Origin of the sequence: Oceaniglobus trochenteri (genome assembly GCF_020529025.1) — a bacterium.
Lineage (GTDB): Bacteria > Pseudomonadota > Alphaproteobacteria > Rhodobacterales > Rhodobacteraceae > Oceaniglobus > Oceaniglobus trochenteri.
This window is the reverse complement of the sequence record NZ_JACNMM010000009.1, coordinates 198,109-221,693: the sequence shown is the minus strand read 5'-3', so window position 1 is coordinate 221,693 and position 23,585 is coordinate 198,109. Positions and strand designations below refer to the sequence as shown.

The window sequence follows — 23,585 nt, the reverse complement described above, 5'->3', positions numbered from 1 at the left end:
GGGCAAAACAGCGCGAGGCACCATGTTCAACGATCCGCTTTTCGTCATTGTCGCCGTTGCCGTCCTGATCGTTCTGGCCATCCTTCTTCTGGGGATCGGCGGATTCGCCAAGGGCGGTGACTTCAACCGCAAGCATGCCAACCGGATCATGCGCTGGCGCATCTACGCCCAGGCCATCGCCATCGTGCTGATCCTGGCATTCGTCTTTTTCCGCCGCATGGGAGGTTCATGATGGTTGTCCTGTCGAAGATCTACACCAGAACCGGTGACAAGGGGCAGACCGCCCTGGGCAATGGCACGCGCGTGGCAAAACATGCGCTGCGGGTGAACGCCTATGGCACCGTCGATGAAACCAACGCCACCGTGGGCCTGGCGCGCCAGCATGCCACGGGCGACATGGATGCCCGCCTGGCGATGATCCAGAACGACCTGTTCGATCTGGGCGCCGACCTCTGCCGCCCCGACCCGGACCGCGACCACGAGGCCGAGTATCAGCCTCTGCGCATGGTCGATGCCCAGGTGAGCCGGCTGGAATCCGAGATCGACGCGATGAACGCGGCGCTGGAGCCTCTGCGCAGTTTCGTTCTACCGGGCGGTTCGGCGCTGGCGGCGCAACTGCACCTCTGCCGCACGGTTTCGCGCCGGGCCGAGCGGCTGTCGGTGGAACTGGCCGAGGTGGAGCCCCTGAACGAGGCCGGGCTGCGGTATCTGAACCGCCTGTCCGACTGGTTCTTTGTCGCATCGCGCATCGCCAACGACGACGGGCGCGCCGATGTCCTGTGGGTTCCGGGCGCGAACCGCTGAGCAGGCAGCGCAGAGGGCACGCCCGGCAAGCGGAAGCGCGAACCGCCACCCCCTGTTCGGGCGGTGGGCGGCGGAGCCTCCGGCGGGAGTATTTTTGACAAGAAAGAAACCCGGGGCGCCTTGTGCGGCAGGGCCTTCCGGCACGGACGCGGCGTCGCCGGGGGCCGGGGCGTCGATTTTGCACTGTTTTCCGGGGCGCCGTCACGCTAACTCTTGTTGCAATTCGGAAAAAGGCGCCCCCGGGCGCCCTGGTTGAGGAGATACGCCGATGAAGGTGCTGGTGCCGGTCAAGCGTGTGATTGACTACAACGTGAAGGTTCGTGTGAAGGCGGACGGAAGCGGTGTCGATCTGGCCAACGTCAAGATGTCGATGAACCCCTTCGACGAGATCGCGGTGGAAGAAGCCATCCGCCTGAAGGAAAAGGGCGCCGTCGAGGAAGTGATCGCCGTGTCCATCGGGGTGAAGCAAAGCCAGGAAACCCTGCGCACCGCCCTGGCCATGGGGGCCGACCGCGCGATCCTGGTGGTGGCCGCCGATGACGTGCACACCGATATCGAACCCCTGGCCGTGGCCAAGATCCTGAAGGGCGTGGCCGAGGAAGAGGGCGTGGGCCTGGTGGTCTGCGGCAAGCAGGCCATTGACAACGACATGAACGCCACCGGCCAGATGATGGCCGCGCTTCTGGGCTGGAGCCAGGCGACCTTTGCCAGCAAGCTGGAGATCGAGGGCGACCATGCCACCGTCACCCGCGAGGTGGACGGCGGTCTGCAGACCATCAAGGTGAAGATGCCCGCCATCGTGTCGGTCGATCTGCGCCTGAACGAGCCGCGTTATGCCAGCCTTCCCAATATCATGAAGGCCAAGAAGAAGCCGCTGGAAGAGAAGACTCCGGGCGATTACGGCGTCGATGTCACGCCGCGCCTGACGGTCGTGTCCACCTCCGAGCCCGAGGCGCGCAAGGCGGGGGTCATGGTCGGTTCGGTGGATGAGCTGATTGCGAAACTGAAAGACGAAGCGGGGGTGATCTGATGGCTGTTCTTCTTCTGGGCGAAGTGACCGACGGGGCGCTGAACATGGATGCCACCGGCAAGGCCGTGACCGCCTGTGCGCCGCTGGGCGATGTCACCGTGCTGTGCTGTGGCGCCAAGGCCGCCGATGCGGCCAAGGAGGCGGCGACGATCAGTGGCGTGGCCAAGGTTCTTTGCGCCGAAGACCCGGCCTATGACCACCGGCTGGCCGAACCTGTCGCGGCGCTGCTGGTGTCGCTGGCCGGGGATTACAGCCATGTCGTGGCCCCCGCCACCACGGATGCCAAGAACATCCTGCCCCGCGTCGCCGCCCTGCTGGACGTGATGGTGCTGTCGGATGTGTCGGCCATCGTCGATACCGACACCTTTGAGCGCCCGATCTATGCCGGCAACGCGGTGCAGACGGTGAAATCCGGCGATGCCATCAAGGTCGTGACGATCCGCACCTCGGCCTTCGACGCGGCCGAAACCGGCGGCAGCGCGACCGTCGAAAACCTGTCGGCGGTCGAGAACCCCGGCCTGTCCGAATGGGTCGAGGACAAGGTGGCCGAAAGCGACCGCCCCGACCTGACCAGCGCCGGCATCGTCGTTTCCGGCGGGCGCGGCGTGGGCAGCGAGGAGAACTTCGCCATCGTCGAGAAGCTGGCCGACAAGCTGGGCGCCGCCGTGGGGGCCAGCCGTGCCGCCGTGGATTCGGGCTATGCGCCCAACGACTGGCAGGTGGGCCAGACCGGCAAGGTGGTGGCGCCCGAGCTTTACATCGCCATCGGCATTTCCGGCGCGATCCAGCACCTGGCGGGGATGAAGGACAGCAAGATCATCGTCGCTATCAATAAGGACGAAGAGGCGCCGATCTTCCAGGTGGCCGATTACGGCCTTGTCGCCGATCTTTTCGATGCGGTGCCTGAACTGGAAAGCAAGCTCTGAGCCATTGGCACGAATGAACAATGGGCCCGTCACCCTTGGTGGCGGGCCTTTTTCGTGCGCGGTCAGTCCGGACGCATCAGCACCCGCTCCAGCGCCTCGGCCACGGCCTCATGCGCGTCGGGGCCGGGCATCAACAGCGCGGCCGGCGCCTCCAGCGGGCTGAACACCTTGCCCTCGGTCGTGCCCGCGCCCTGCCCCCCCGGCGGGCAGTGTTCGACGATGCGGGCGATCCGCCCCCGCAACTGGCGCAGCATCCGCCGGGTCACGAACATCGGCGCCCCGTCCCCGGCGCTTTCGGCCGGATCGTCGGGCCCGCGGTCGGCCATCCAGAGAAGGATCACCGGGCGGGCGATCTGCGCCATCAGCAGATTCATCCGCTGCACCCAGACGCGGCGCAGTTCGTCGCGGATCAGGGCAAAGCGCGCCTCGGAGGTGCGGGCCAGCGCGTCCAGCATGTGGCCGGTAAAGTGAAACTCGGTAAAGTCCACCTCGGGGAAGACCGCGCGCATCATCGGGCTGGCGCGCACGAAACGGTCGTTGCGGCGTGGATGCACCGAGTAGAACCTGTTCGAAAGGTTCTGCGCCCCCGTCACCTGCAACACCACTGCCCGGGCACGGCGACAAGCCTCGATCACGGTTTCGTCGTGCAGAAAGACATCGACGCCGGCATTCATGTAACCGAAGTTGACCGTCCGCACCCCGGTACGGTCCTGCACCAGCGCCGGATAGGGATCGGGCAGATAGCGGCCATAGGTTTCGGACCCGCCCAGAACCGCGATGAAATCACCCGTCAGCCGTTGCGCGGGGCCGCGAAACACCAGTTTCGATCTGCCGTACCTGCATGGCGCATAATCCAGCGCAGGCCCGGGCATATTTTCATAAGCCATGACTCACCCAATTTTCAATCTCACCCGGGGGTGTTTATGAAGGCCAAGGGTGATCAATCCGCTAACGCGCCATTTTGAACGATTACATCTGTCGGGATTGCGCCTTGCACAGCTGCTGCGCCGCCGCATAATGTCGCGCGAACAAGCAGAGGGGCGGATCATGGACATTCAGCGGGTCGGTATCGTGGGCGCGGGGCAGATGGGCAACGGCATCGCCCATGTCTTTGCGCTGGCCGGGTATGACGTGGTGATGACCGACATCAGCCAGGACAGCCTCGACAAGGCGCGCAAGCTGATCGACCGCAACCTGACCCGCCAGGTCAGCCGCGAAAAGATCAGCCAGGCTGACAAGGACACCGCCATGGGGCGGATCTCGTCCACGATGCAACTGTCCGATCTGGGCGACACCGACCTGGTGATCGAAGCCGCGACCGAACGCGAGACGGTGAAGACCGCCATCTTCGAAGACCTCGTGCCGCACCTGAAGCCGACGACGATCCTCACCTCGAATACCTCGTCGATCTCCATCACCCGCCTGGCCAGCCGCACCGACCGGCCGGAAAAATTCATGGGGTTCCATTTCATGAACCCGGTGCCGGTGATGCAGCTGGTGGAACTGATCCGCGGCATCGCCACCGACAAGGAAACCTTCGACGCCTGCCACACCGTGGTGGAGCGGCTGGGCAAGACGGCCGCCACGGCCGAGGATTTTCCGGCCTTCATCGTCAACCGCATCCTGATGCCGATGATCAACGAGGCGGTCTATACGCTGTACGAAGGCGTCGGGAATGTCCGGTCCATCGACATGGCGATGAAACTGGGCACGAACCACCCCATGGGGCCGCTGGAACTGGCCGATTTCATTGGCCTCGATACCTGCCTTGCCATCATGAACGTGCTGCACGACGGGCTGGCCGACACCAAGTACCGCCCCTGCCCGCTGTTGACGAAATACGTCGAGGCCGGATGGCTGGGCCGCAAATCCGGGCGCGGCTTCTACGACTATCGCGGCGATGAGCCTGTGCCGACGCGCTAGCCGTAGGGATGGGAAGGGACCAAGCAGCTTGATTGCATATGTCACTGTCGGGGCCGACGATATGGCCCGCGCCAGGCGCTTCTACTCTGCCTTTCTGCCGACCCTCGACTATCGGCTGGAAGAGGGCCCCGAGGGCCTGAGCTTCACACTGCCCGTGCAAGAGGGCCAATCTTGCGCGCTGCCGGATTTCTACGTCAAGCCGACCTTCAATGGCCTTCCGGCCTCGGCCGGGAATGGCGCCATGGTTGCCTTCGAGGTCGGGAATCAGCAACAAGTGCGTGACCTTCATGCCGCAGCGCTTGCCGCAGGCGGCATTGACGAAGGGCTGCCCGGGTTTCGGGAGTCCTACGGTCCGCATTTCTATGTCGGGTATCTGCGCGACCCGCAGGGCAACAAGATCGCCCTGTTCTCCAACGACCCGAAGGAACCCGGACGCGACGGATGATATCGGCGCGGCGCTGCAATTCTCGCTTCCCGGACGATACTGCAAAGAGTTTTCCTTGGCGATGTTTTGGTCTTTGAACCCCAGTAGGTCGGTAAGTGCAGGCGCGGCGAACAAGAGTGCCTGAAACCAGAGACGGTCTTAGTTTCGCCAGTTTCCTGATTTTATGTCGTGATGACCGGCCCGCGAAGCAGGGAGTATTCCAGTGGCTAGAGAAAGAGCCAGTTCATGACGACCGTTGATTGGGTGCTTGTGGGCATATTCGGTTTTGCACCTTGCTGGTCGCTTCTGAACTCGGCCTTCGCCTTTTTCTCGGAAAGGCGTCTACGCCCTTTTCTCAAGGCGCAGCGGCAAGCATCCCGTCTGCACCGCCAAAATCAGGTGCCCAACCCGCGCGCCCGGAAGCGATAGAAAACCCGCGACACCTGCGGGCGAAGACCTGACAAGGCCGGCGCCGTCAATCTGGCTTTGCCCATCATGAGTATCCTAGCTGCCGCTGGGTGATACAGGTTGCGCCGCTCAGTTCCCGCCCAGCAGGTCCAGCAGCCCCTTTTTCGCCTCTTCCTCAAGCCGCTTCTTGATCGCATCCTCGGCCGAGCGGCCGTCGGTTATGGGGGTGCCCAGTTCCTCTTCCAACTTGCGGCGGGCGGCCTCCTTGGCCTTTTCCTCAAGCTGTTTGCCCTCTTCCTTGAGCTTTTCCCTGGCCACACCTTCCAAATCCAGCTTGAATTTCGGGGCGGACCAGGGGCCGGTGACCAGGATCGGCACCTCGATCCCCTCGCCCGCCAGAAGCCGCGGGACCACGCGGAAATTCAGGGTCTGTTCGCCCAGGCCCACCTGCCCGCCGCCGCTGGCCGATATCAGGGGCGCGAGAAGCGAAAGGTCGGTGTTGCGCAGTACGCCGTCGGTGATGGTGAATGACGCGCTGATCCTGTCGAAGATCGTCTTGCTGCCCGCGCCACGGAAATTCGGATCGAGCGTGCGCAGCATGCCCACGAGGTCGAACCCCAGCAGCTCGCCCGCGCCGGTGGAAAACCGTCCCTCGCCCTTCAGCGAATGCATCAGCGTGTTCATGTCGTTGCCCACGCCCAGAACGTTCAGCGAAAGGTTGCCCTCGGCCACCAGGCGGTCATAGCCCAGCAATTCGTTGAACAGCCTGGAAATCGCCAGGGCCGAACCGTTCACGTCGACGCGCGTCGACAGGCCGCCGCGGCTGTTGACCACGACCGACCCGTCGATGTTGCCGCCATAGGCCTGAAGCTGGCGGATCTCGGTCACGGCGCGGCCCCGGTCAAGGACGGTGTAGAGGTTCGTCGCGCCCAGAGTGGTGGCGCCGATCCTGACCGATGTGGCCACCAGCGAGATCTTGGCATCCATCGCCTGCAAACCGCTGACGTCGATGGGCGCACTGCTCCAACCGGTGCTGGTGGTGCCGCCGCCGGTCTCGCTGCCCGACAGGCCCGACAGGTCAAGCGCGCCGGTCGCCAGCTTGGCGTTCAGCGCCGGACGGTCGCCCTGCAGGTTCAGGTCGGCATCGCCGGCCAGGCTGTTGTTGTCCAGCGTCACGGTGGCGCTGCGCAGGTTCAGCAGGTTGTCGGTAAAGGTGACATCGCCCACCAACGCCACCTTGTCGCGCCCCAGCCCCTGGGGCAGGCCGGGCGCGGATTGGCCCATCAGGCCCATGATGTCGGACAGATCGCCAAGATCCGCCGTCAGCCGCCCCGCCGCCGCCAGCGGTGTCAGCCCCGCCCGCCCCGAAAAACCGGCCTTGGCGGCGCCCAGCGTCGCCTCGGCCGAGACCGGGACCGCGCCTCGTTCGACAAAGGCCGCCAGCCCGTCGATGGTGGACTTCAGGCGCAGGGGCTTGTCGTTCATCAGCGCGCTCAGCTCAAGGGTGGCCTTGCCCCGCATCGAGGGCAGGGTCAGCGTCGCATCCACGGCCTTGAGGCTCAGATCGCTGCCGCTGCGCCGGTCACGGAACCGCAGGGCGCCGCGCTTCACCTCGGCCCGGTCGATGGTCAGTTCGGGCAGCCCGCCAGCCGCGCCGCTGCTGTCATCGCCGCCGCCGGAGGTTTCGAACTCCCAGTTGCCCTGCCCGCCCGGCCCGATTTCAAGCAATATGTCGGGCGCCGTCGCGCTGACGCCGGTGACGTGGATATTGCCCCGGATCAGTTTCGCCAGGTCAACCGAAACCGAAAGGCTTTCGGCGCGCAGCATCGGCCCCGCATCCGACCAGGGGGCGTTGGCGATGGTCACGGCACCGGTGGTCACGCCCAGGCTGGGCCAGATCGTCGGGCGCACATCGCCCGTCACCGTCATCGCGCGGCCCGTGGCCTGCTGGAACCGGCTTTCCACCAGCGAGGCGATCTTTTCGGCAGGCAGGAACAAGAGCGTGATCACGGCCACGATGCACAGCAGGATCAGCCCCAGAACACCCCGAAAAATCCACCGCATACCTGCCTCCGCCCGATTGTTTCGTGAATCCTAGGGGAAAGCGGGGCTTGCGCGCAACCGTATCCGTGGCGCCGCACGAGGGTGCGGGAGCCTCCGGCGGGGATATTTGAAGGACCAAAGATGAAGGGGCGCAACCTTCAGTAGAAACTCTGCGGATCGATGTCGATGGAGAGGCGCAGCGAGGCGGGAAGCCGGAACTGCGCCACCCATTTCGACAATGCGCCCTGAAGCGGCACGGCCTTGTCGGCCTTGACCAGAAGACGCACCCGGTGGCGCCCCCTGATCCGGGCGATGGGCGCGGGGGCGGGGCCGAAAAGCTGGGCGTTGATCGCCCGGAGGGGGCCGTCGCGGCGCGCCATGTCGGTGGCCACCTCGAAAACCTCCTGCACGTTGGGCGAGGACAGGATGATACCGGCCATGCGGCCATAGGGCGGCACGCCTGCGGCCCGCCGTTCCTGTGCCTCGGCCGACCAGAACTGTTCCTCGTCACCGGCCAGGATCGCGCGGATCACCGGGTGTTCGGGCTGATAGGTCTGCAGCATCGCCGAGCCCGGCTTGTCGGCCCGCCCGGCGCGCCCGGCCACCTGACGCATCAGCTGGAACGTGCGTTCGGCGGCGCGCAGGTCTGACCCCTGCAACCCGAGGTCGGCGTCGATCACCCCGACCAGCGTGAGCAGCGGGAAGTTGTGCCCCTTGGCCACCAGCTGCGTGCCGATGATAATGTCGGCCTCGCCCGCCGCAATGCTCTCGATATGCGCCTTCAGAGCCCGCGCACTGCCGTAGAGATCGGAGGAGAGCACGGCGATGCGGGCCTCGGGGAAAAGCGCCGTGGCTTCCTCGGCCAGGCGTTCGACGCCGGGGCCCACGGGCGAGAGTCGATCCTCGGCCTCGCAGCTTGGGCATTTCTCGGGCATCGGTTTGGTTTCGCCGCATTGATGGCAGACCAGCCGCTTCTGGAACCGGTGTTCCACCATCCGCGCATCGCAGTGATCGCAGCCGATCTGATGCCCGCAGGCCCGGCACAGCGTGATGGGCGCATAGCCGCGCCGGTTGATGAACAGCAGCGCCTGTTCGCCCCTGTCCACCCGCTGCGCCACGGCGCGGGCCAGACGGGGCGAGATCCACTTGCCGCCGGGCAGATCCTCGGCCCGCATGTCGATGGCGCACATTTCGGGCATGACGGCGGCGCCAAAGCGGCTGGTCAGTTCCAGGCGGCGATATTTCCCCGCCTGCACATTGGCCCAGGTTTCAAGGCTGGGCGTGGCGCTGGCCAGCACCACCTGCGCGCTGCAAAGCGAGGCGCGCAGAACCGCCATGTCGCGGGCGTTGTACAGCACGCCATCCTCCTGCTTGTAGGAAGTGTCGTGTTCCTCATCCACCACGATCAGGCCCAGATCGCGGAACGGCAGGAACAGCGCCGAACGCGCGCCCACCACCAGTTGCGCGCCCCCCTCGCCCACCATCCGCCAGCAACGGCGCCGTTCGGTCATGGTGACACCGCTGTGCCATTCGGCGGCCCCTGCCCCGAAACGGCCCTGCACGCGGGTCAGGAACTCGCTGGTCAGCGCGATTTCCGGCAGCAGCACCAGCGCCTGCCGCCCCCTGGCCAGGCAGGCGGCCACGGCCTCGAGATAGACCTCGGTCTTGCCCGAGCCGGTGACGCCACGCAGCATGGTGGTGCCGTATTCGCCGGTTTCGATGGCCGCTTGCAGGCTGGCCGCGCCGGCGGCCTGATCGGGGGTCAGGTCATGGCCCGGCAGATCGGGGTCAAGCCTTGGATAGGGCAGGTCACGGGGGCTGGCCTCTTCCTGTACGGCGCCCTGTTTCACCAGCCCCTTGACGACCGAGGGCGTGACACCGGCACTTTCGGCCAGCTCGCGCAGGGTGAAGGACAAACCGCCGTAGTCGCGCAGCACCTCAAGCACCTTGGCGCGCGCCTCGGTCATGCGGTCGGGTTCACCTGTGCCCAGCCGATAGACGGTGCGCATGCCCGGCGGATCGCCCAGCCCCGGGCTGCGCGTCGCCAGGCGCAACATCGCCGACAGCGGGGTGAGGGTGTAATCGGCGGCGCGGCGCAGGAACTGCTGCATCTCGTCACGCATGGGGGCGGCATCCAGCACGCGGATGATGCTGCGCACCTTGGCCAGGTCGTATCCCCCCTCGCCCGGGCCCCAGACAACGCCCAGAACCTTGCGCGGGCCCAGCGGCACCTCGACAAAGGCGCCTGCCATGCATCCACCCTCGGGGGCCTTGTAATCGAGGCAGCGATCCAGCGGCTGGGTCGTCAGGACGGCCACCAGCGTGCCTTCGTCGAAAAACCCCTGCACCGCGCCGCTCAGGCCGCCTGGCGGCGCAACATCGCCGTCGCCACGCCCATGGCGATCAGCGCGCCGCCCCCGGTGCGGGTCAGCCAGGTGATGACGGCAGGGCGGCGGATCACCCCGCGCAACCTGGCGGCAAGCACGGCGAACATCAGCGCGTTCAGCGCGGCAAGGCCAACGAAGGTGGCAACCAGGATGGCGAACTGCGGCAGAAGCGGGGCGTTTGCCACGATGAACTGCGGCACGAAGGCGATGAAGAAGGCGATGGATTTCGGGTTCAGCGCGGTCACCGCCGCGGCATGGCCAAAGGCGCGACCACCGCTGATCACCGCCTGGTCGGCCGAGACCGTCAGACCGGAGCCCGCACTGCGCAACATCCGCACGCCGAGATAGACAAGGTAGACCGCGCCGACCCATTTCAGCACGGTAAACAGCGCCGCCGAGGTCGCCACCAGCGCCCCAAGGCCGGCGAGGGACAGGCTCATCGCCACCAGATCGCCTGCCGCGACGCCCAGGGCGGTGGGCACGGCCACGCGCCGCCCCTGCCCCAGCGCATAGGACAGCACCAGCAGAACCGTCGGCCCCGGGATCGCCAGCAAGGCGACCGAGGCCGCAACGAATGTCAGCCAGATCGACAGGTCCATCCGCGCCCTCCTTTTTCGCGCCCACATAGGGCTTTCGGCCCCCCCCACCAATGCGCTATCAGGTGGGCAAGTTCAACATGAGAGCCAGAAGGACGATCAGATGAAATTCTTTGTCGATACCGCCGATGTGGATGCAATCCGCGAGCTGAACGATCTGGGCATGGTCGACGGGGTTACGACGAACCCGTCGCTGATCCTGAAATCGGGCCGTGACATCAAGGAAGTCACCAAGGAAATCTGCGACATGGTCGAAGGCCCGGTCAGCGCCGAATGCGTCGCGCTGGACTATGACGGCATGATCGCCGAAGGCCGCGAACTGGCCAAGATCGCCGACAACATCGCCATCAAGCTGCCGCTCACCTGGGCCGGGCTGAAGGCCTGCAAGACGCTGACCGGCGAAGGCAACATGGTGAACGTGACGCTGTGCTTCTCGGCCAACCAGGCGCTGCTGGCCGCCAAGGCGGGCGCGACCTTCATTTCGCCCTTCATCGGCCGGCTGGACGATCTGAACATCGACGGAATGGAGCTGATCGGCGACATACGCACGATCTATGACAACTACGGCTTCGAAACCCAGATCCTGGCCGCCTCGATCCGCAGCGCCAACCACATGAAGGAAGCCGCCCTGATCGGCGCCGATGTGGCCACCGCACCGCCGGGCGTCATCAAGGGCATGGCCAACCACGTTCTGACCGACAAGGGGCTGGATGCCTTCATGGCCGACTGGGCCAAGACCGGCCAGAAGATCGTCTGACCCGCTGCGCCGCCGCAACCCCAAGTTGCGTGGCGGCGGCGCAAATCCGCCCGCGCGGGCGATGCAAAAACACCGCGCCCCCCTGTCCGATTGACAATTGCCCGCAAAAAATGGCTGCCAATGCGGGCAACTCCGATGTATTACTTCACAAATCGAACAATCGAGACGAGGCAGCAATGGCCGAAAGCGCCGTGATCGAAGACGAACTTCGCAACCGGATCATGTCCCATCCCGACGTCATTCTCGAGGATCTGGACCTGATGCGCGCCCTTGTCGCGGGCAACGAACAGACGATGGGCGAGAATATCGTCGATCTGCGCGGCATCGCCATGAAGCGGCTCGAAAACCGGCTGGACCGTCTGGAAGACACCCATCGCAGCGTGATCGCCGCCGCCTATGAAAACCTTGCCGGCACCAACCAGATTCACCGCGCCGTCCTGCGGATGCTGGACCCCACCGATTTCGAGACTTTCCTGCACGACCTTGGCGGCGAGGTGGCCGATATCCTGCGGGTCGATGCCCTGCGCCTTGTCCTGGAAACCGACAGCAACGACGAAGACGCCGATATCCGCCGGTTGTCCGACGTGCTGTCCCTGGCCCAGCCCGGTTTCGTGGCCGATTACCTGACCCAGGGGCGCAACCTGCCCGAACGCCGGGTGACGCTGCGGGGCTGCCAGGGGGGCGCGCCGCGGGTCTATGGCGCCGTCGCGGCCCATCTGCGCTCGGAAGCCTGCCTTAAGCTGGATTTCGGCGCGGGCCGCCTGCCCGGCCTTCTGGTGCTGGGCAGCGAAGATCCGCATATGTTCACCCCCACCCACGGCACCGACCTTCTGGGGTTCTTCGCCGGGGTGTTCGAACGCTCCATGCGCCGCTGGCTGGCCTAGGCCATGCTGTCGCCAGCCCTTCGCGATGCGCTGCAACTCTGGCTGGATGGCATGGGCGCCATGTCCGACGCGGCCGATCATACCCTGACGGCCTATCGCGGCGACCTGCTGGGCTGGCTGGCCTTCCTACAGGGCCACATGAGCGAGGGCAGCGGCATTTCGATGATCGCCGCGGTGGGCATTTCCGACATGCGCGCCTGGATGTCCCACGAACGGGCCCGCGGCGTGGCGCCCCGGTCGCTGGCGCGCAGTCTTTCGGCCGTCAAATCCTTCACCCGCTGGCTGGCCGAGCGTGAGGGGTTCGACCCCACCGCGATCCTGTCCACCCGATCGCCGAAGTTCCAGAAAAAGCTGCCCCGCCCGCTGAGCGAGGACGGCGCGCGCGCCATGATCGACACGGTCGAACTGCAATCGCTGGACGGCTGGGTCGCCGCGCGGGATGTGGCGGTGGTGACGCTGCTTTATGGCTGCGGGCTGCGGATTTCCGAAGCGCTGGCCCTGACCGGCGCCGATCACCCGCTGCCCGAAAGCCTGCGCATCCGCGGCAAGGGCGGGAAGGAACGCATGGTGCCGGTGCTGCCGGCGACACGCCGCGCGGTGGCCGAATATGTCGCGCTGTGCCCCCACCCCCAGGCCGAGGACAAGCCGCTGTTTCGCGGCGTGCGCGGTGGCCCCCTTGGCGGCGGGCCGATCCGCAAGGCGATGGCCCAGGCCCGCGCGCAACTGGGCCTGCCCGCCACGGCCACGCCCCATGCCATGCGCCACAGCTTTGCCACCCACCTTCTGAACGCCGGGGGCGATCTGCGCGCAATCCAGGAGCTTCTGGGCCACGCATCGCTGTCCACGACCCAGGCCTATACCGCCGTCGACTCGGCCCGCCTGCTGGATGTCTACAACGCCGCCCATCCGCGCGCGGCGGGCTGATGGCAGGTTCCCGTTTGCGCCCGCGCCCCGTTTGCGGCAAAACGGGGAAATGACACTCCGGTTTCGCGCCCTTCTCGTGCATCTTCTGACCGCCACAGGCGCGGTGATCGCCATGCTGGCCATGCTTGCGGCCGTGCAAGAGGAATGGAACCTGATGTTCCTCTGGCTGGTCGTCGCCTTCTTTGTCGACGGCATAGATGGCCCCCTGGCCCGAAAATACGACGTGAAGGTCAATGCGCCGCAATACGATGGCGTGCTGATGGACCTGATCATCGACTATCTGACCTATGTCTTCATCCCGGCCTATGCGCTGTTCAAATCCGGCCTGCTGCCGGGGTGGACGGGCTGGATCGCGATCATCGTCATCACCTATGCCAGCGTTGTCTATTTTGCCGACAACCGCATGAAGACGAAGGACAATTCCTTTTCGGGCTTTCCCGGCTGCTGGAACATGGTGGTGATCGTCATGTTCGCGCTGTCACCGAATTTCTGGGTGATCCTCGGGATTGTCGCGGCCCTGTCGGTGGCAATGTTCACGCCGCTGAAGTTCATCCACCCCGTACGCACCGAGCGTTGGCGCAATGTGTCGCTGCCGGTGGCCCTGGCCTGGACCTTCTTTGCCGGGCGCGCCGCCTGGGTCGGGTTCGATCCGGCCAGCTGGGCGCTTTGGGGGCTGGCGCTGACGTCGATCTACCTGATCTTTGCCGGGATCGCGCAGCAGTTGATACCCGAACGCGGCTGAATGCGGCGATTGCCAGGATGATGCAATTTACGGGCCACGCTTGGCACCAAATGCCTGCCCGATTGTCAGATAATCGCAATTACAATAGCAGAGAGGCGGCACCTTCCAGACGCAGGAGCGCCACCTTGGATTCGATCCCGCCCCTTCCCGAATAGCCGCCCAGCCCCTGTGCCGCGAGAATGCGGTGGCATGGCACGAAGATCGGCAGGGCGTTGGCCCCACAGGCCTGACCGATGGCCTGTGCAGGTGCGCCCAGCGCGCGGGCCAACTCGCCATAGGTGCGGGTTTCGCCAAAGGGAATCGCCAGCATCGCCCGCTGCACCTGTCCCTGAAGCTGCCCCTTGTCCAGGGTCAGCGGCAGATCGAAGCGGCGGAGATCACCCGCGAAATAGGCGGAAAGCTGTGCCGCCGCCTCGTCCAGAAGCGGGGTGTGATCAGCCGCGCGTCCGCCCCATTCCAGCGAAACCAGGCTGTCGTCCCGGGCCACCATCGTCAGGCGGCCCAGGCGGCTTTGCACGGTTAGCGCGGTCTCGCTCAACCGGCGTTCAGCGCATCGTCGCAGCGACCGCAGACGCCGGGGTGATCGTGGGTGCCGACATCGGGCAGGATCTTCCAGCAACGCTGGCATTTCTCACCCGAGGCGGGGCGGAACTGCACCGTCACGCCCGGCACATCGTCCAGCGCAAAGCCCTCGACCTGCCCTACCTGAACCGTCAGGTCCGATGTGATGCAGACATCCTCGAAAGGCACGCTGGCCAGGACATCGGCCGTGGCCTGATCGACAAAGACCAGCGGCGCCGCCTCAAGCGAGGCACCGATGGTTTTCTCGCGCCGCTCGACCTCAAGCGCGCCCAGAACCACGCGGCGCACCTTGCGCACCACGGCCCATTTCGCCGCCAGGGCCTCGTCATGCCATTCGGACGGGGTGTCGGGAATGTCCTGTAGATGCACCGAGCTGTCATCGCCAGGGAACCTCTCCAGCCAGACATCCTCCATGGTGAAGACGAGCACCGGTGCCAGCCAGGTTGTCAGCCGGTGGAACAGCAGGTCCAGCACCGTGCGCGCCGCATTGCGGCGGTTCGAGGGGCCATCGCAGTACAGCGCATCCTTGCGGATGTCGAAATAGACCGCCGAAAGATCGACCGTGGCAAAGGTGAAAATCGCCTGGAACACGCCCTGGAAATCGTAGCGGGCATAGCCCTCGCGCACCACCTGGTCGAGCTCAGCCAGCCGGTGCAGAACCCAGCGTTCCAGTTCCGGCATGTCGGCGGGGGCGACACGTTCATCGTCACTGAACCCGTGCAGGTTGCCCAGCAGGAACCGCATGGTGTTGCGCAACCGGCGATAGCTGTCAGCGGTGCCTTTCAGGATCTCGTCACCGATCCGCAGGTCAACGGTATAGTCGGCCTGGGCCACCCAAAGCCGCAGGATATCGGCGCCATACTGCTGCACCACCTTTTCGGGCGCCACGGTATTGCCGATGGATTTCGACATCTTCATGCCCTTGGCGTCCAGCGTGAACCCATGGGTCAGCACGCCGCGATAGGGCGCGCGCCCGATGGTGCCGCAGGCCTGCAACATCGACGAATGGAACCAGCCGCGGTGCTGATCCGTGCCCTCGAGGTAAAGATCGGCCAGTCCGTCGTCCGATCCGTCGGCCCGGTCGCGCAGGACGAAGGCGTGGGTCGAACCGGAATCGAACCAGACGTCGAGGATATCGAAAACCTGGTCATATTCGGACGGGTCGACGATGCCGTCCAGGAACCGCTCCTTCGCGCCGTCCTGATACCAGGCGTCAGCGCCCTCTTGTTCGAAAACCTCAACGATGCGGGAATTCACGGCCTCATTCCGCAGCAGATAGTCGGAATCGTCCGGTTTCGCGCCACGCTTGGTGAAACAGGTCAGCGGCACACCCCAGGCCCGCTGGCGGCTGAGCACCCAGTCGGGTCGCGCCTCGATCATGGAATAGAGCCGGTTGCGCCCGGTCTTCGGTGTCCAGGTCACAAGCTGGTCGATGCTGGTCAGGGCACGCTGGCGGATCGTTTCGCCATATTCGTCCAGACCATCGCCCACGGGCCGGTCGATGGCGGCAAACCACTGGGGCCGGTTCAGCCGGATCACCGGCGCCTTCGAGCGCCAGGAATGCGCATCGCTCAGGGTGATGCGCCGGGTGGCGAACAGCGCGCCGGGTTCCTTCAGCTTCTCGATCACCGCCTTGTTGGCGCCGCCCGGCTTGCCGTTCGGCTTCAGCACCGCCTGCCCGCCGAAGAACGGAAGGTCGGGGCGGAAGGAACTGTCGTCAAGGATGTTGAAGGTCATCGCAAGGCCATGCTTGACCCCGATGGCATAGTCGTCGTCACCGTGGCTGGGCGCGGTATGCACGAAACCCGTGCCCGCATCCGCCGTCACATGGCCGCCGGGGAAAAGGCGCACGTCGAAATCCCATTCGCCCGCCGCCCCTTCAAGCCCGCGCAGGGGGTGCGCACAGTGCAGACCCGCCAGTTCCTGGGCCGACACGCCCCGCAGACGGCGCACCATGGTCATGTCCAGCCGGCCGGCGGCAAATGCCTCTTGGGCAAGATCGTCGGCCACCAGGAAACGCTCGCCGATCGTGGCCCAGCATTCCTCGGGGCGGCCGATGACCTCGTAAAGGCCATAGGCGATCTCGGGGCCGAAACAGATGGCGCGGTTCTGCGGGATGGTCCATGGCGTCGTCGTCCAGATCATCACGCTGGCGTGGTGCAACTGATCGGCCAAAAGCGCCGAATCCGCACCGGCGAAATCGTCGCCCTCACCGCTGGCCATCACCGCGTTGCCCCCCGAAACCACGGGAAAGCGCACCCAGATCGCATCGCTCTGGCGGTCGTGATATTCAACCTCGGCCTCGGCAAGGGCGGTCTTTTCCACCGGCGACCACATGACCGGCTTGCTGCCTTGGTAAAGGGTGCCGTTCATGAGGAACTTCTGAAACTCTTCGGCGATCACCCGTTCGGCGTGGAAATTCATCGTCAGATAGGGATCGGCCCAGTTGCCGGTGACACCCAGCCGCTTGAACTCCTCGCGCTGGACATCCACCCAGCCGGCGGCAAAATCGCGGCATTCCTTGCGGAACTCGACAACCGGCACGGCGTCCTTGTCGCGGCCCTTGGCGCGGTATTTCTCTTCGATCTTCCATTCGATCGGCAGGCCGTGACAATCCCAACCGGGGATATACCGCGCATCCTTGCCCATCATCTGCTGGCTGCGCACCACCATGTCCTTGAGGATCTTGTTCAGCGCGTGCCCGATATGCAGGTTGCCGTTCGCATAGGGCGGGCCGTCATGGAGGGTAAAGCTTTCGCGGCCCTGCTTTTCGCGCAGCCGGTCATAGACGCCGATACGCTCCCACCGGCTCAGCCATTCGGGTTCGCGCTTGGGCAGGCCCGCGCGCATGGGAAAATCGGTCTGCGGCAGGCGCAGGGTGTGTTTATAGTCGTGTTCAGGCGTGTCGGCGCACATGAGGAAAACCCATCGTATCAGAGATTCGGTAAAAAGGGGTGGCGGCGCGACGGAATGTCAGGCGCCTTGTCCCGGCCGGCCTGATCACGTCAGACCGCCGGGCGCGTAATTCGCAGGCTTATGTGCATCATCTCGCGCATGTCGCGGGCGTTATAGGCCCGCGGGGCGCCATCGTCCAGAGCGACCGGCGCGCCGGTGGGCTAGTCGCCCTGCCCCGGAAACAGCCCGGTCAGCGCCCGGCTGACCAGCCGCGACACCGAAGGCCGGCGTTCGCGGTGAAAGGGCAGCGGGCGGCAGACCTCGATCGCGGCAACGCCCACCCGCGCGGTCAGGGCGCCATTCACCACCCCCTCACCGAACCGCCGCGACACCTTGGAAAGCAAACCGCCCCCCGCCATCGAACCGATAAGGTCGTCACCCACGGCCACGGCACCTGTCGCCACAAGGTGGGTCAGAACGCTGCGGGTCAGGCGCCAACTGCCCAGGGTGCCCGCGCGCCCGCCATAGATCTCGGCGATCCGGCGAATCATCCGCAGGTTCCCGGTGAGCGCGGCAAAGACATCGGCCAGGGCCAGCGGCACCAGGGCCGTCACCGCCGCCACCTGCCGTGCCGCCGCCTCCACCTCAAGCCGCGCGGCGGCGTCAAGAGGCGCCAGCAACTCGGCCTCGGCCAGGTCGAACAGCCCGTCGGCATCAAAACTGTCGCCCTTGCGTTCGCTCAGGCGCGCGCGGCCCCACTCCAACTCGGGGCGCGCGGCGTAAAGCGACAATAGCCGGTCCACCACCTTGCGCGCGCCTGCAAGGTCGCCCGCGGCGCGGGCCGCTTCGGCCGCCTTGTGCACGCCATCCAGCCGTTGCAGCCGGGCCAAGGCCGCCCATTCCTTGATGGCGATGGCCAGCAGCACGAACAGAAAGGAGCCCACCAGAACCGCCGCAGCATAGCCCAGCACCGGATAGGTGGCGATCAACCCGCTGACCGCCGACCAGGCCGCCAGTGTCAGGAAGAACCCGACCATGGCGATCAGCAGCCGCCAGAACCACCGCGCCAGGGCCGAAGGCCGGCGCGCCGCCAATGCCGCCACGGTGCGCATGGCCTGGCCGGTGGGTGCATCGGTGTTGATATCGGGCACGGGCGGGGCATCGGCGGGCGTAGAGTGGGGCGCGCTGCCCGCCTCTTCCTCGATCAGAACGGGGCCTTTCACCATGTCTTCGGTCTCCCTTGCATCTGCGTCCCGCCCGCTCTTTCTTGCCTCAAATACTCCCGCCGGAGGCTCCTGCCCCCACGATCATCGCAGCCGCGCAGGGGCGCATACGGGCTCACAGCCGGTCACCGATCAGGAATTGTGCGGCCCGGTCCAGCCGGATATGGGGCGGCCCCTCGCCGGGTTTCAGGGTCAGGGGCTGGGGCGCGAAGGACATCACCGAATAATCCCCCTCCAACCATTCCGCCTGGCCCGAACGCGCCGGGCCAAGAAGGTGCATCGGGTCTTCCGGCAGGGCGCCCGGATAAAAGGCCGCCCTCTTGCCCGAACTCAGCAACTGCCCGCGCACCACGTCCAGCGTGCCGCCCTCGTGGGGCACGGTATCCTCGGTTGTCGCGCGCAGGGCGGCAATCGACATGGCGGCGGTCTGGGCCCCGGCGAAATCGGCGCGCGATTTCGCATCGGCCACCAGCGCCTGCATGATCGCGGTCAGGCGCGGATGCTGGGTGTGGTGCAGGTGATCGGCCTTGGTGGCGGCAAACAGGATCTTCTCCACCCGCTTGCCCAGCAGAAGCTGGCTGAGCCAGGCGTTGCGACCGGGGCGGAAGGCCGACAGGATGTCGGTCATGGCAAGGCGCATGTCCTCGACCGCTTGCGGCCCGGCATGGATGGCCCCCAGGGCATCGACAAGAACCACCTGCCGGTCGATACGGCTGAAATGGTCGCGGAAGAAGGGTTTGACCACCTCGCGCTTGTAGGCGTCGAACCTGCGCTCCATCTCGCGCCACAGCGCACCGCGCGGCAGGCTGGAGGGCTTTTCCAACGGCGCAAAGGTCAGGACAGGCGAACCCGCCAGGTCCCCCGGCAGAAGGAACCGCCCGGGGGTACAGTCGGAAAAGCCCGCCTCGCGCGCGGCGTTCAGATAGGCGGTAAAGCTGGCGGCAAGCGCGCGCGCCACGGGTTCGTCCAGTTGCGCCGTCGCATCGGTCTGTGCGGCCAATGCCAGGTAATCGGCGGCCAGGGGGCGGGTCGCGATCCGTTTCAGGGTTTCGGCCGACCATTCTTCAAAGCTCTTGTCCATCAGGGCCAGGTCAAGAAGCCACTCGCCGGGATAGTCGACAATATCCAGGTGCACCGTGCGCGGCCCCCGCAGCCCGGCGATCAGCCCCGTGGGCTGCACCCTCAGCGACAGGCGGAGTTCCGAAATGGCCCGCGTGCTGTCGGGCCAGCGGGGGGTGCGCCCGGTCAGGTCGGCCAGGTGGGTTTCATAATCGAAACGCGGCAGGGTGTCGTCGGGCTGGGGTTGCAGATAGGCGGTGCGAATCGCCCCATCGGCCGCGGCCACCAATTGCGGCATCCGCGCCCGGTTGATCAGGTTGGCCACAAGCGAGGTGATGAACACGGTCTTGCCCGCCCGCGACAGGCCGGTGACCCCCAGCCGCACCACAGGTTCGAGAAAGGCCCCCGAAAAGGTCGAGCCGATGGATTCCACGCCGCGGCTGACGCCCTCTGCAATATCGCCGATCATATGAAGCGCTGCCCCCTTGCCTTCAGGGCAACATAGGGGCGCGGGCGCCGGGGTTCCAGTGCGCGGCCCTCTGCGGAATTGCCTTTGCCAGGCGCGCGCGCTAGGTCAGCACCATGCCACGCTATGCCCTCAGGATCGAATACAACGGCGCGCCCTTCGCTGGCTGGCAGCGGCAGCGCGATCTGCCCAGCGTCCAGGGCGCCATCGAGGATGCGCTGAAACGGCTGGAACCCGACGCGCCGGGAATCGGCGCCGCCGGACGCACCGATTCGGGCGTGCATGCGACGGCCCAGGTGGCCCATTGCGACCTGCGCCGCGAATGGGAGCCGTTCCGCCTTTCCGAGGCGCTGAACTATCATCTCAAGCCGCAGCCGGTGGCGATCACCGCCATCGCGCGGGTGGCAGACGACTGGCACGCGCGATTCTCGGCAATCGAGCGGCGCTACCTGTTCCGCCTTGTCGCCCGGCGCGCGCCGGTGGTGCATGATGCCGGGCTGGTCTGGCAGGTGCGCCATGCCCTGCGCCTGGCGCCCATGCAGGAGGCCGCGCGCCACCTTCTGGGCCTGCACGATTTCACCACGTTCCGATCCACCATGTGCCAGGCCAATTCGCCGCTCAAAACACTGGACCAACTGGATATTTCCGAACACCCCTACCCCGGCGGACAAGAGTTTCGCTTTGCCCTGCGCGCCCGCAGCTTCCTGCACAACCAGGTGCGCAGCATCGTGGGCACCCTTGAACGGGTCGGCGCGGGCCACTGGCCGCCCGAACAGGTGCAGGCCGCGCTTGCGGCACGCGACCGCGCCGCCTGCGGGCCGGTCTGCCCGCCCCAGGGGCTTTACCTGCGTGGCGTCGGTTACCCCGATCCGCCCTTCCCGCCCGAGGCGTAAAATTTTGTGATTTGCCCGAAACCGCCCAAAATGGCATGATGCGCCCATTGGGCAGCTACCGGCAGCACCGTAAATATGCGGGTTCCGGCAAAAACGAGGCAAGACATGAAAACCATGCTTATCATCGCGGCTCTGGCCGTGGGGACAGTATCCTTTGTGACGTCGCCGGTTCAGGCCGGCACCATTGAACGCGCCTGTCTGAAATCCGACCGCAAGGCAGCCACCCGCGCGCTGTGCGGCTGCATTCAGCAGGTGGCAGACCTGACGCTGGACCGGCGCGATCAGCGTCTGGCGGCGAAATTCTTCCGCGATCCGCACCGCGCGCAGGAAGTGCGCCAGTCCGACCGAAGCAGTGACGAGACTTTCTGGAAGAAATACAAGCAGTTCGGCAGCAACGCCAAGGCCTATTGCAGCTGATTCGCCCCCGATGATCGTGATCCTGACCGGCGCCGGGCTTTCGGCGGAAAGCGGGCTGGGCACGTTTAGCGACAGCGGTGGCCTCTGGTCGCGTTTCGATCTGAACGAGGTAGCAACGCCCCAGGGCTTTGCCCGCGATCCGGCGCAGGTGCATGACTTTTACAACCTGCGCCGCGACACCTGCCGCAAGGCAAGCCCCAACGCCGCCCACCGCGCCCTGGCCCGGTTGAAGCAGGCGCTGGGGGACGATCTGATTCTCGTGACGCAGAATGTCGATGACCTGCTTGAAAGGGCCGGGGCGCAGCAGGTGATTCACATGCACGGTAGCCTCATGGGCGCCCTGTGCAACAAGTGCGATTCGCGTTGGCCGGCCCCGCACCGGATGAGGCCCGACGATCTCTGCCCCGATTGTGGCGCAAGGGCCACGCGCCCCGATGTCGTCTGGTTCGGCGAAATGCCCCGCGCCATGGAGCCTGTCACCCATGCGATTGCGCGGGCCGATCTTTTCGTGGCGATCGGCACCTCGGGCACCGTCTATCCCGCTGCGGGCTTCGTTGACCTTGCGCTTGAGGCGGGCGCCAAAACACTCGAACTGAACCTCGAACCGTCGCAAACCCACGACCGGTTCTACCGCAGCCTTTCCGGCCTGGCCACGCAAACCGTTCCCGCCTTCGTTGAAGGCCTGCTGACCAGCCGCGATCACCGCATCTGAAAACGACAAAAGCCCCGCCGAACCGGCAGGGCCATCGTCATCGTCGAAATCAGGTTCAGGCGGTTGCCTGAGCCTTGGCGATTTCTTTCTTGATCTTCAGCGCATCCGCCGAAAGCTCGGCATCCTTGGCCTTGGCCATGAAGCCGTCCAGACCGCCACGGTGATCGACCGTGCGCAGGGCAGCGGCAGAAATGCGCAGCTTGAACGTGCGGCCCAGCGATTCGGACATCAGCGAGACTTCGTTCAGGTTGGGCAGGAAGCGGCGGCGGGTCTTGTTGTTGGCATGGCTGACATTGTTGCCAGACATCGGGCCTTTTCCGGTCAGTTCGCAACGACGCGACATGGGTTTCATCCTATTTCTTGGGTCGGCAGGTGGCACAGGGCACCACTCCGACACTTCTTGACGACACCGCAGACGCAGCGCCATGAATTCCGTCCGTGGCTCATACGTCCAAGCCATCGGGGCGTCAAGCGATTCATCCCGTTTTGCTGCCGATCAAGCCCTGCAATATCTCGGCCGCCGCGGACGAGGGCGGGCGCGTTCCATCGGCCACCTCGCCATCCAGCCGCGCCATGGCCCCGGCCATCGCGGGATCGGCCCGCAGATGGGCCAGCACGCCCTGGCGCACCTCTTCGTGAAACCAGTGCAGCGCCTGTTCGCGACGCCGCCTGTCCCAATGGCCCTGGGTGCGCCGCCAGTCGGCCAGCGCCTGCATCTTCTCCCAGGCTTTTTCCAGCCCGGCCCCCTCGACCGCCGAAACCGGCATGGCCAGCGGGAACCCCTCGGGGTCTTGCGGGCGCTTGCGCAAAAGCCGCAGCGCCCCGGCATAATCGGCGCAGGTGCGCCGGGCCGTCGCCGCCAGATCGCCATCGGCCTTGTTGATCAGGATGATGTCGGCGGTCTCCATGATCCCGCGCTTGACCCCCTGCAATTCATCGCCGCCCCCGGGCGCAAGCAACAGGACGAAAAGATCGGCCATCTCTGCCACCATCACCTCGCTCTGACCTACACCGACGGTTTCAATCAGCACCACGTCGAACCCCGCCGCCTCGCAAAGGCTCACCGCCTCGCGGGTGCGCCGGGCCACGCCGCCCAGCTCGCTCTGGCTGGGGCTGGGGCGGATGAAGGCGCGGGGGTGACGGCTCAGCTTCTCCATGCGGGTCTTGTCCCCCAGGATCGACCCGCCCGAACGCGCCGAACTGGGATCAACAGCCAGAACGGCGACCCGAAGGCCGGCATCGCACAGCATCAGGCCGAAGGCCTCGATAAAGGTCGATTTGCCCACCCCCGGCGTGCCCGACAGACCAATGCGCAGGGCCTGCGGCGCCTCGGGGGCCAGATGCTCCAGCAATGCGCCCGCCGCCGCCCGGTGATCGGCCCGGCGGCTTTCGATCAGCGTGATCGCACGGGCCAGCGCCCGCCGTTCGCCCGCCGCCACCCCGCGGGCCAGGGATTCGGGATCAGCCATCGCGCCTCCTTGCCGTCACAG

The 23,585-nt window shown here is 65.8% G+C and carries 23 protein-coding genes; 13 read left to right on the top strand and 10 right to left on the bottom strand.

Going from position 1 to position 23,585, the window contains the following annotated elements:
• Positions 1-22: 22 nt before the first annotated feature.
• The 4 genes from H7828_RS16725 (at position 23) to H7828_RS16710 (ending at position 2,760) form a co-directional block, all read left to right on the top strand.
• The gene (locus H7828_RS16725; RefSeq protein WP_226782200.1) at positions 23-232 is read left to right on the top strand and encodes a twin transmembrane helix small protein; all 210 of its coding nucleotides are present in this window, start codon (positions 23-25) and stop codon (positions 230-232) included.
• Positions 232-804 (top strand): cob(I)yrinic acid a,c-diamide adenosyltransferase, encoded by a 573-nt coding sequence (locus H7828_RS16720; RefSeq protein ID WP_226782215.1) that lies wholly within the window; start codon positions 232-234, stop codon positions 802-804. Before H7828_RS16725 ends, H7828_RS16720 begins: the two co-directional genes overlap by 1 nt.
• Positions 805-1,072: 268 nt before the next feature.
• Positions 1,073-1,834, top strand: a complete 762-nt coding sequence (locus H7828_RS16715) for an electron transfer flavoprotein subunit beta/FixA family protein (RefSeq protein ID WP_226782199.1) — start codon at positions 1,073-1,075, stop codon at positions 1,832-1,834.
• Complete coding sequence (locus H7828_RS16710) at positions 1,834-2,760, top strand: electron transfer flavoprotein subunit alpha/FixB family protein (protein WP_226782198.1); 927 nt, start codon at positions 1,834-1,836, stop codon at positions 2,758-2,760. The genes H7828_RS16715 and H7828_RS16710 overlap by 1 nt, the downstream gene beginning before the upstream one ends.
• A gap of 62 nt (positions 2,761-2,822) precedes the next feature.
• Here the strand turns inward: H7828_RS16710 and H7828_RS16705 are convergent, their stop codons facing one another.
• A complete protein-coding gene (locus tag H7828_RS16705; RefSeq protein WP_226782197.1) occupies positions 2,823-3,647 on the bottom strand; it encodes a DUF6473 family protein in 825 nt (274 codons plus the stop codon).
• A gap of 160 nt (positions 3,648-3,807) precedes the next feature.
• Here H7828_RS16705 and H7828_RS16700 point away from each other — a divergent pair, with 160 nt between their 5' ends.
• Both H7828_RS16700 and H7828_RS16695 read left to right on the top strand, forming a co-directional pair.
• Complete coding sequence (locus H7828_RS16700; RefSeq protein WP_226782196.1) at positions 3,808-4,683, top strand: 3-hydroxybutyryl-CoA dehydrogenase; 876 nt, start codon at positions 3,808-3,810, stop codon at positions 4,681-4,683.
• Between the two features lie 28 nt (positions 4,684-4,711).
• Entirely contained in the window at positions 4,712-5,128 is a 417-nt protein-coding gene (locus H7828_RS16695; protein ID WP_226782195.1) for a VOC family protein, read from the top strand.
• A 516-nt stretch (positions 5,129-5,644) separates the two neighbouring features.
• On the opposite strand, the gene H7828_RS16690 is transcribed toward H7828_RS16695, so the two are convergent.
• From H7828_RS16690 to H7828_RS16680, 3 genes are all read right to left on the bottom strand, one after another.
• Positions 5,645-7,579, bottom strand: coding sequence for an AsmA family protein (locus tag H7828_RS16690; protein WP_226782194.1), 1,935 nt, complete (start codon positions 7,577-7,579; stop codon positions 5,645-5,647).
• A 137-nt stretch (positions 7,580-7,716) separates the two neighbouring features.
• Positions 7,717-9,906: a primosomal protein N' gene (locus H7828_RS16685; RefSeq protein ID WP_226782193.1), complete on the bottom strand. Its 2,190-nt coding sequence runs from the start codon at positions 9,904-9,906 to the stop codon at positions 7,717-7,719.
• Positions 9,907-9,914: 8 nt separating this feature from the next.
• Positions 9,915-10,544, bottom strand: coding sequence for a LysE family translocator (locus H7828_RS16680; RefSeq protein WP_226782192.1), 630 nt, complete (start codon positions 10,542-10,544; stop codon positions 9,915-9,917).
• A 100-nt stretch (positions 10,545-10,644) separates the two neighbouring features.
• On the opposite strand from H7828_RS16680, the gene fsa reads away from it, so the two are divergent.
• The 4 genes from fsa (at position 10,645) to H7828_RS16660 (ending at position 13,848) form a co-directional block, all read left to right on the top strand.
• The gene (gene fsa, locus H7828_RS16675) at positions 10,645-11,298 is read left to right on the top strand and encodes a fructose-6-phosphate aldolase (protein ID WP_226782191.1); all 654 of its coding nucleotides are present in this window, start codon (positions 10,645-10,647) and stop codon (positions 11,296-11,298) included.
• Positions 11,299-11,474: 176 nt separating this feature from the next.
• Complete coding sequence (locus H7828_RS16670; RefSeq protein WP_226782190.1) at positions 11,475-12,182, top strand: DUF484 family protein; 708 nt, start codon at positions 11,475-11,477, stop codon at positions 12,180-12,182.
• 3 nt (positions 12,183-12,185) lie between these two features.
• The gene (locus tag H7828_RS16665) at positions 12,186-13,106 is read left to right on the top strand and encodes a tyrosine recombinase XerC (RefSeq protein WP_226782189.1); all 921 of its coding nucleotides are present in this window, start codon (positions 12,186-12,188) and stop codon (positions 13,104-13,106) included.
• A 49-nt stretch (positions 13,107-13,155) separates the two neighbouring features.
• Positions 13,156-13,848, top strand: coding sequence for a CDP-alcohol phosphatidyltransferase family protein (locus H7828_RS16660; RefSeq protein ID WP_226782188.1), 693 nt, complete (start codon positions 13,156-13,158; stop codon positions 13,846-13,848).
• Between the two features lie 79 nt (positions 13,849-13,927).
• On the opposite strand, the gene H7828_RS16655 is transcribed toward H7828_RS16660, so the two are convergent.
• The 4 genes from H7828_RS16655 to H7828_RS16640 form a co-directional block, all read right to left on the bottom strand.
• A complete protein-coding gene (locus tag H7828_RS16655) occupies positions 13,928-14,386 on the bottom strand; it encodes a methylated-DNA--[protein]-cysteine S-methyltransferase (protein WP_342592303.1) in 459 nt (152 codons plus the stop codon).
• Positions 14,383-17,346, bottom strand: coding sequence for an isoleucine--tRNA ligase (ileS, locus tag H7828_RS16650; RefSeq protein ID WP_226782187.1), 2,964 nt, complete (start codon positions 17,344-17,346; stop codon positions 14,383-14,385). Before ileS ends, H7828_RS16655 begins: the two co-directional genes overlap by 4 nt.
• Positions 17,347-17,546: 200 nt before the next feature.
• Positions 17,547-18,551, bottom strand: a complete 1,005-nt coding sequence (locus H7828_RS16645) for a YcjF family protein (RefSeq protein WP_226782186.1) — start codon at positions 18,549-18,551, stop codon at positions 17,547-17,549.
• A gap of 112 nt (positions 18,552-18,663) precedes the next feature.
• The gene (locus H7828_RS16640; RefSeq protein ID WP_226782185.1) at positions 18,664-20,076 is read right to left on the bottom strand and encodes a YcjX family GTP-binding protein; all 1,413 of its coding nucleotides are present in this window, start codon (positions 20,074-20,076) and stop codon (positions 18,664-18,666) included.
• Between the two features lie 113 nt (positions 20,077-20,189).
• Between H7828_RS16640 and truA the strand changes: the two genes are divergently transcribed.
• The 3 genes from truA (at position 20,190) to H7828_RS16625 (ending at position 22,095) form a co-directional block, all read left to right on the top strand.
• Positions 20,190-20,966: a tRNA pseudouridine(38-40) synthase TruA gene (truA, locus tag H7828_RS16635; RefSeq protein WP_226782184.1), complete on the top strand. Its 777-nt coding sequence runs from the start codon at positions 20,190-20,192 to the stop codon at positions 20,964-20,966.
• Positions 20,967-21,071: 105 nt separating this feature from the next.
• A complete protein-coding gene (locus H7828_RS16630; protein ID WP_425354956.1) occupies positions 21,072-21,383 on the top strand; it encodes a hypothetical protein in 312 nt (103 codons plus the stop codon).
• 10 nt (positions 21,384-21,393) lie between these two features.
• On the top strand, positions 21,394-22,095 hold the full coding sequence (locus H7828_RS16625; RefSeq protein ID WP_226782183.1) for an NAD-dependent deacylase: 702 nt from the start codon (positions 21,394-21,396) through the stop codon (positions 22,093-22,095).
• Between the two features lie 55 nt (positions 22,096-22,150).
• Here the strand turns inward: H7828_RS16625 and rpmB are convergent, their stop codons facing one another.
• Complete coding sequence (rpmB, locus tag H7828_RS16620) at positions 22,151-22,438, bottom strand: 50S ribosomal protein L28 (protein WP_226782182.1); 288 nt, start codon at positions 22,436-22,438, stop codon at positions 22,151-22,153.
• A 133-nt stretch (positions 22,439-22,571) separates the two neighbouring features.
• Entirely contained in the window at positions 22,572-23,564 is a 993-nt protein-coding gene (meaB, locus tag H7828_RS16615; protein ID WP_226782181.1) for a methylmalonyl Co-A mutase-associated GTPase MeaB, read from the bottom strand.
• Between the last annotated feature and the right edge of the window lie 21 nt (positions 23,565-23,585).

Coding starts and splice junctions, on each gene's coding strand:
- H7828_RS16725 (WP_226782200.1), top strand. CDS start 23: ATGTTCAACGATCCGCTTTTCGTCATTGTCGCCGTTGCCGTCCTGATC.
- H7828_RS16720 (WP_226782215.1), top strand. CDS start 232: ATGGTTGTCCTGTCGAAGATCTACACCAGAACCGGTGACAAGGGGCAG.
- H7828_RS16715 (WP_226782199.1), top strand. CDS start 1,073: ATGAAGGTGCTGGTGCCGGTCAAGCGTGTGATTGACTACAACGTGAAG.
- H7828_RS16710 (WP_226782198.1), top strand. CDS start 1,834: ATGGCTGTTCTTCTTCTGGGCGAAGTGACCGACGGGGCGCTGAACATG.
- H7828_RS16705 (WP_226782197.1), bottom strand. CDS start 3,647: ATGGCTTATGAAAATATGCCCGGGCCTGCGCTGGATTATGCGCCATGC.
- H7828_RS16700 (WP_226782196.1), top strand. CDS start 3,808: ATGGACATTCAGCGGGTCGGTATCGTGGGCGCGGGGCAGATGGGCAAC.
- H7828_RS16690 (WP_226782194.1), bottom strand. CDS start 7,579: ATGCGGTGGATTTTTCGGGGTGTTCTGGGGCTGATCCTGCTGTGCATC.
- H7828_RS16680 (WP_226782192.1), bottom strand. CDS start 10,544: ATGGACCTGTCGATCTGGCTGACATTCGTTGCGGCCTCGGTCGCCTTG.
- fsa (WP_226782191.1), top strand. CDS start 10,645: ATGAAATTCTTTGTCGATACCGCCGATGTGGATGCAATCCGCGAGCTG.
- H7828_RS16670 (WP_226782190.1), top strand. CDS start 11,475: ATGGCCGAAAGCGCCGTGATCGAAGACGAACTTCGCAACCGGATCATG.
- H7828_RS16665 (WP_226782189.1), top strand. CDS start 12,186: ATGCTGTCGCCAGCCCTTCGCGATGCGCTGCAACTCTGGCTGGATGGC.
- H7828_RS16660 (WP_226782188.1), top strand. CDS start 13,156: ATGACACTCCGGTTTCGCGCCCTTCTCGTGCATCTTCTGACCGCCACA.
- ileS (WP_226782187.1), bottom strand. CDS start 17,346: ATGTGCGCCGACACGCCTGAACACGACTATAAACACACCCTGCGCCTG.
- H7828_RS16645 (WP_226782186.1), bottom strand. CDS start 18,551: ATGGTGAAAGGCCCCGTTCTGATCGAGGAAGAGGCGGGCAGCGCGCCC.
- H7828_RS16640 (WP_226782185.1), bottom strand. CDS start 20,076: ATGATCGGCGATATTGCAGAGGGCGTCAGCCGCGGCGTGGAATCCATC.
- truA (WP_226782184.1), top strand. CDS start 20,190: ATGCCACGCTATGCCCTCAGGATCGAATACAACGGCGCGCCCTTCGCT.
- H7828_RS16630 (WP_425354956.1), top strand. CDS start 21,072: ATGAAAACCATGCTTATCATCGCGGCTCTGGCCGTGGGGACAGTATCC.
- H7828_RS16625 (WP_226782183.1), top strand. CDS start 21,394: ATGATCGTGATCCTGACCGGCGCCGGGCTTTCGGCGGAAAGCGGGCTG.
- rpmB (WP_226782182.1), bottom strand. CDS start 22,438: ATGTCGCGTCGTTGCGAACTGACCGGAAAAGGCCCGATGTCTGGCAAC.
- meaB (WP_226782181.1), bottom strand. CDS start 23,564: ATGGCTGATCCCGAATCCCTGGCCCGCGGGGTGGCGGCGGGCGAACGG.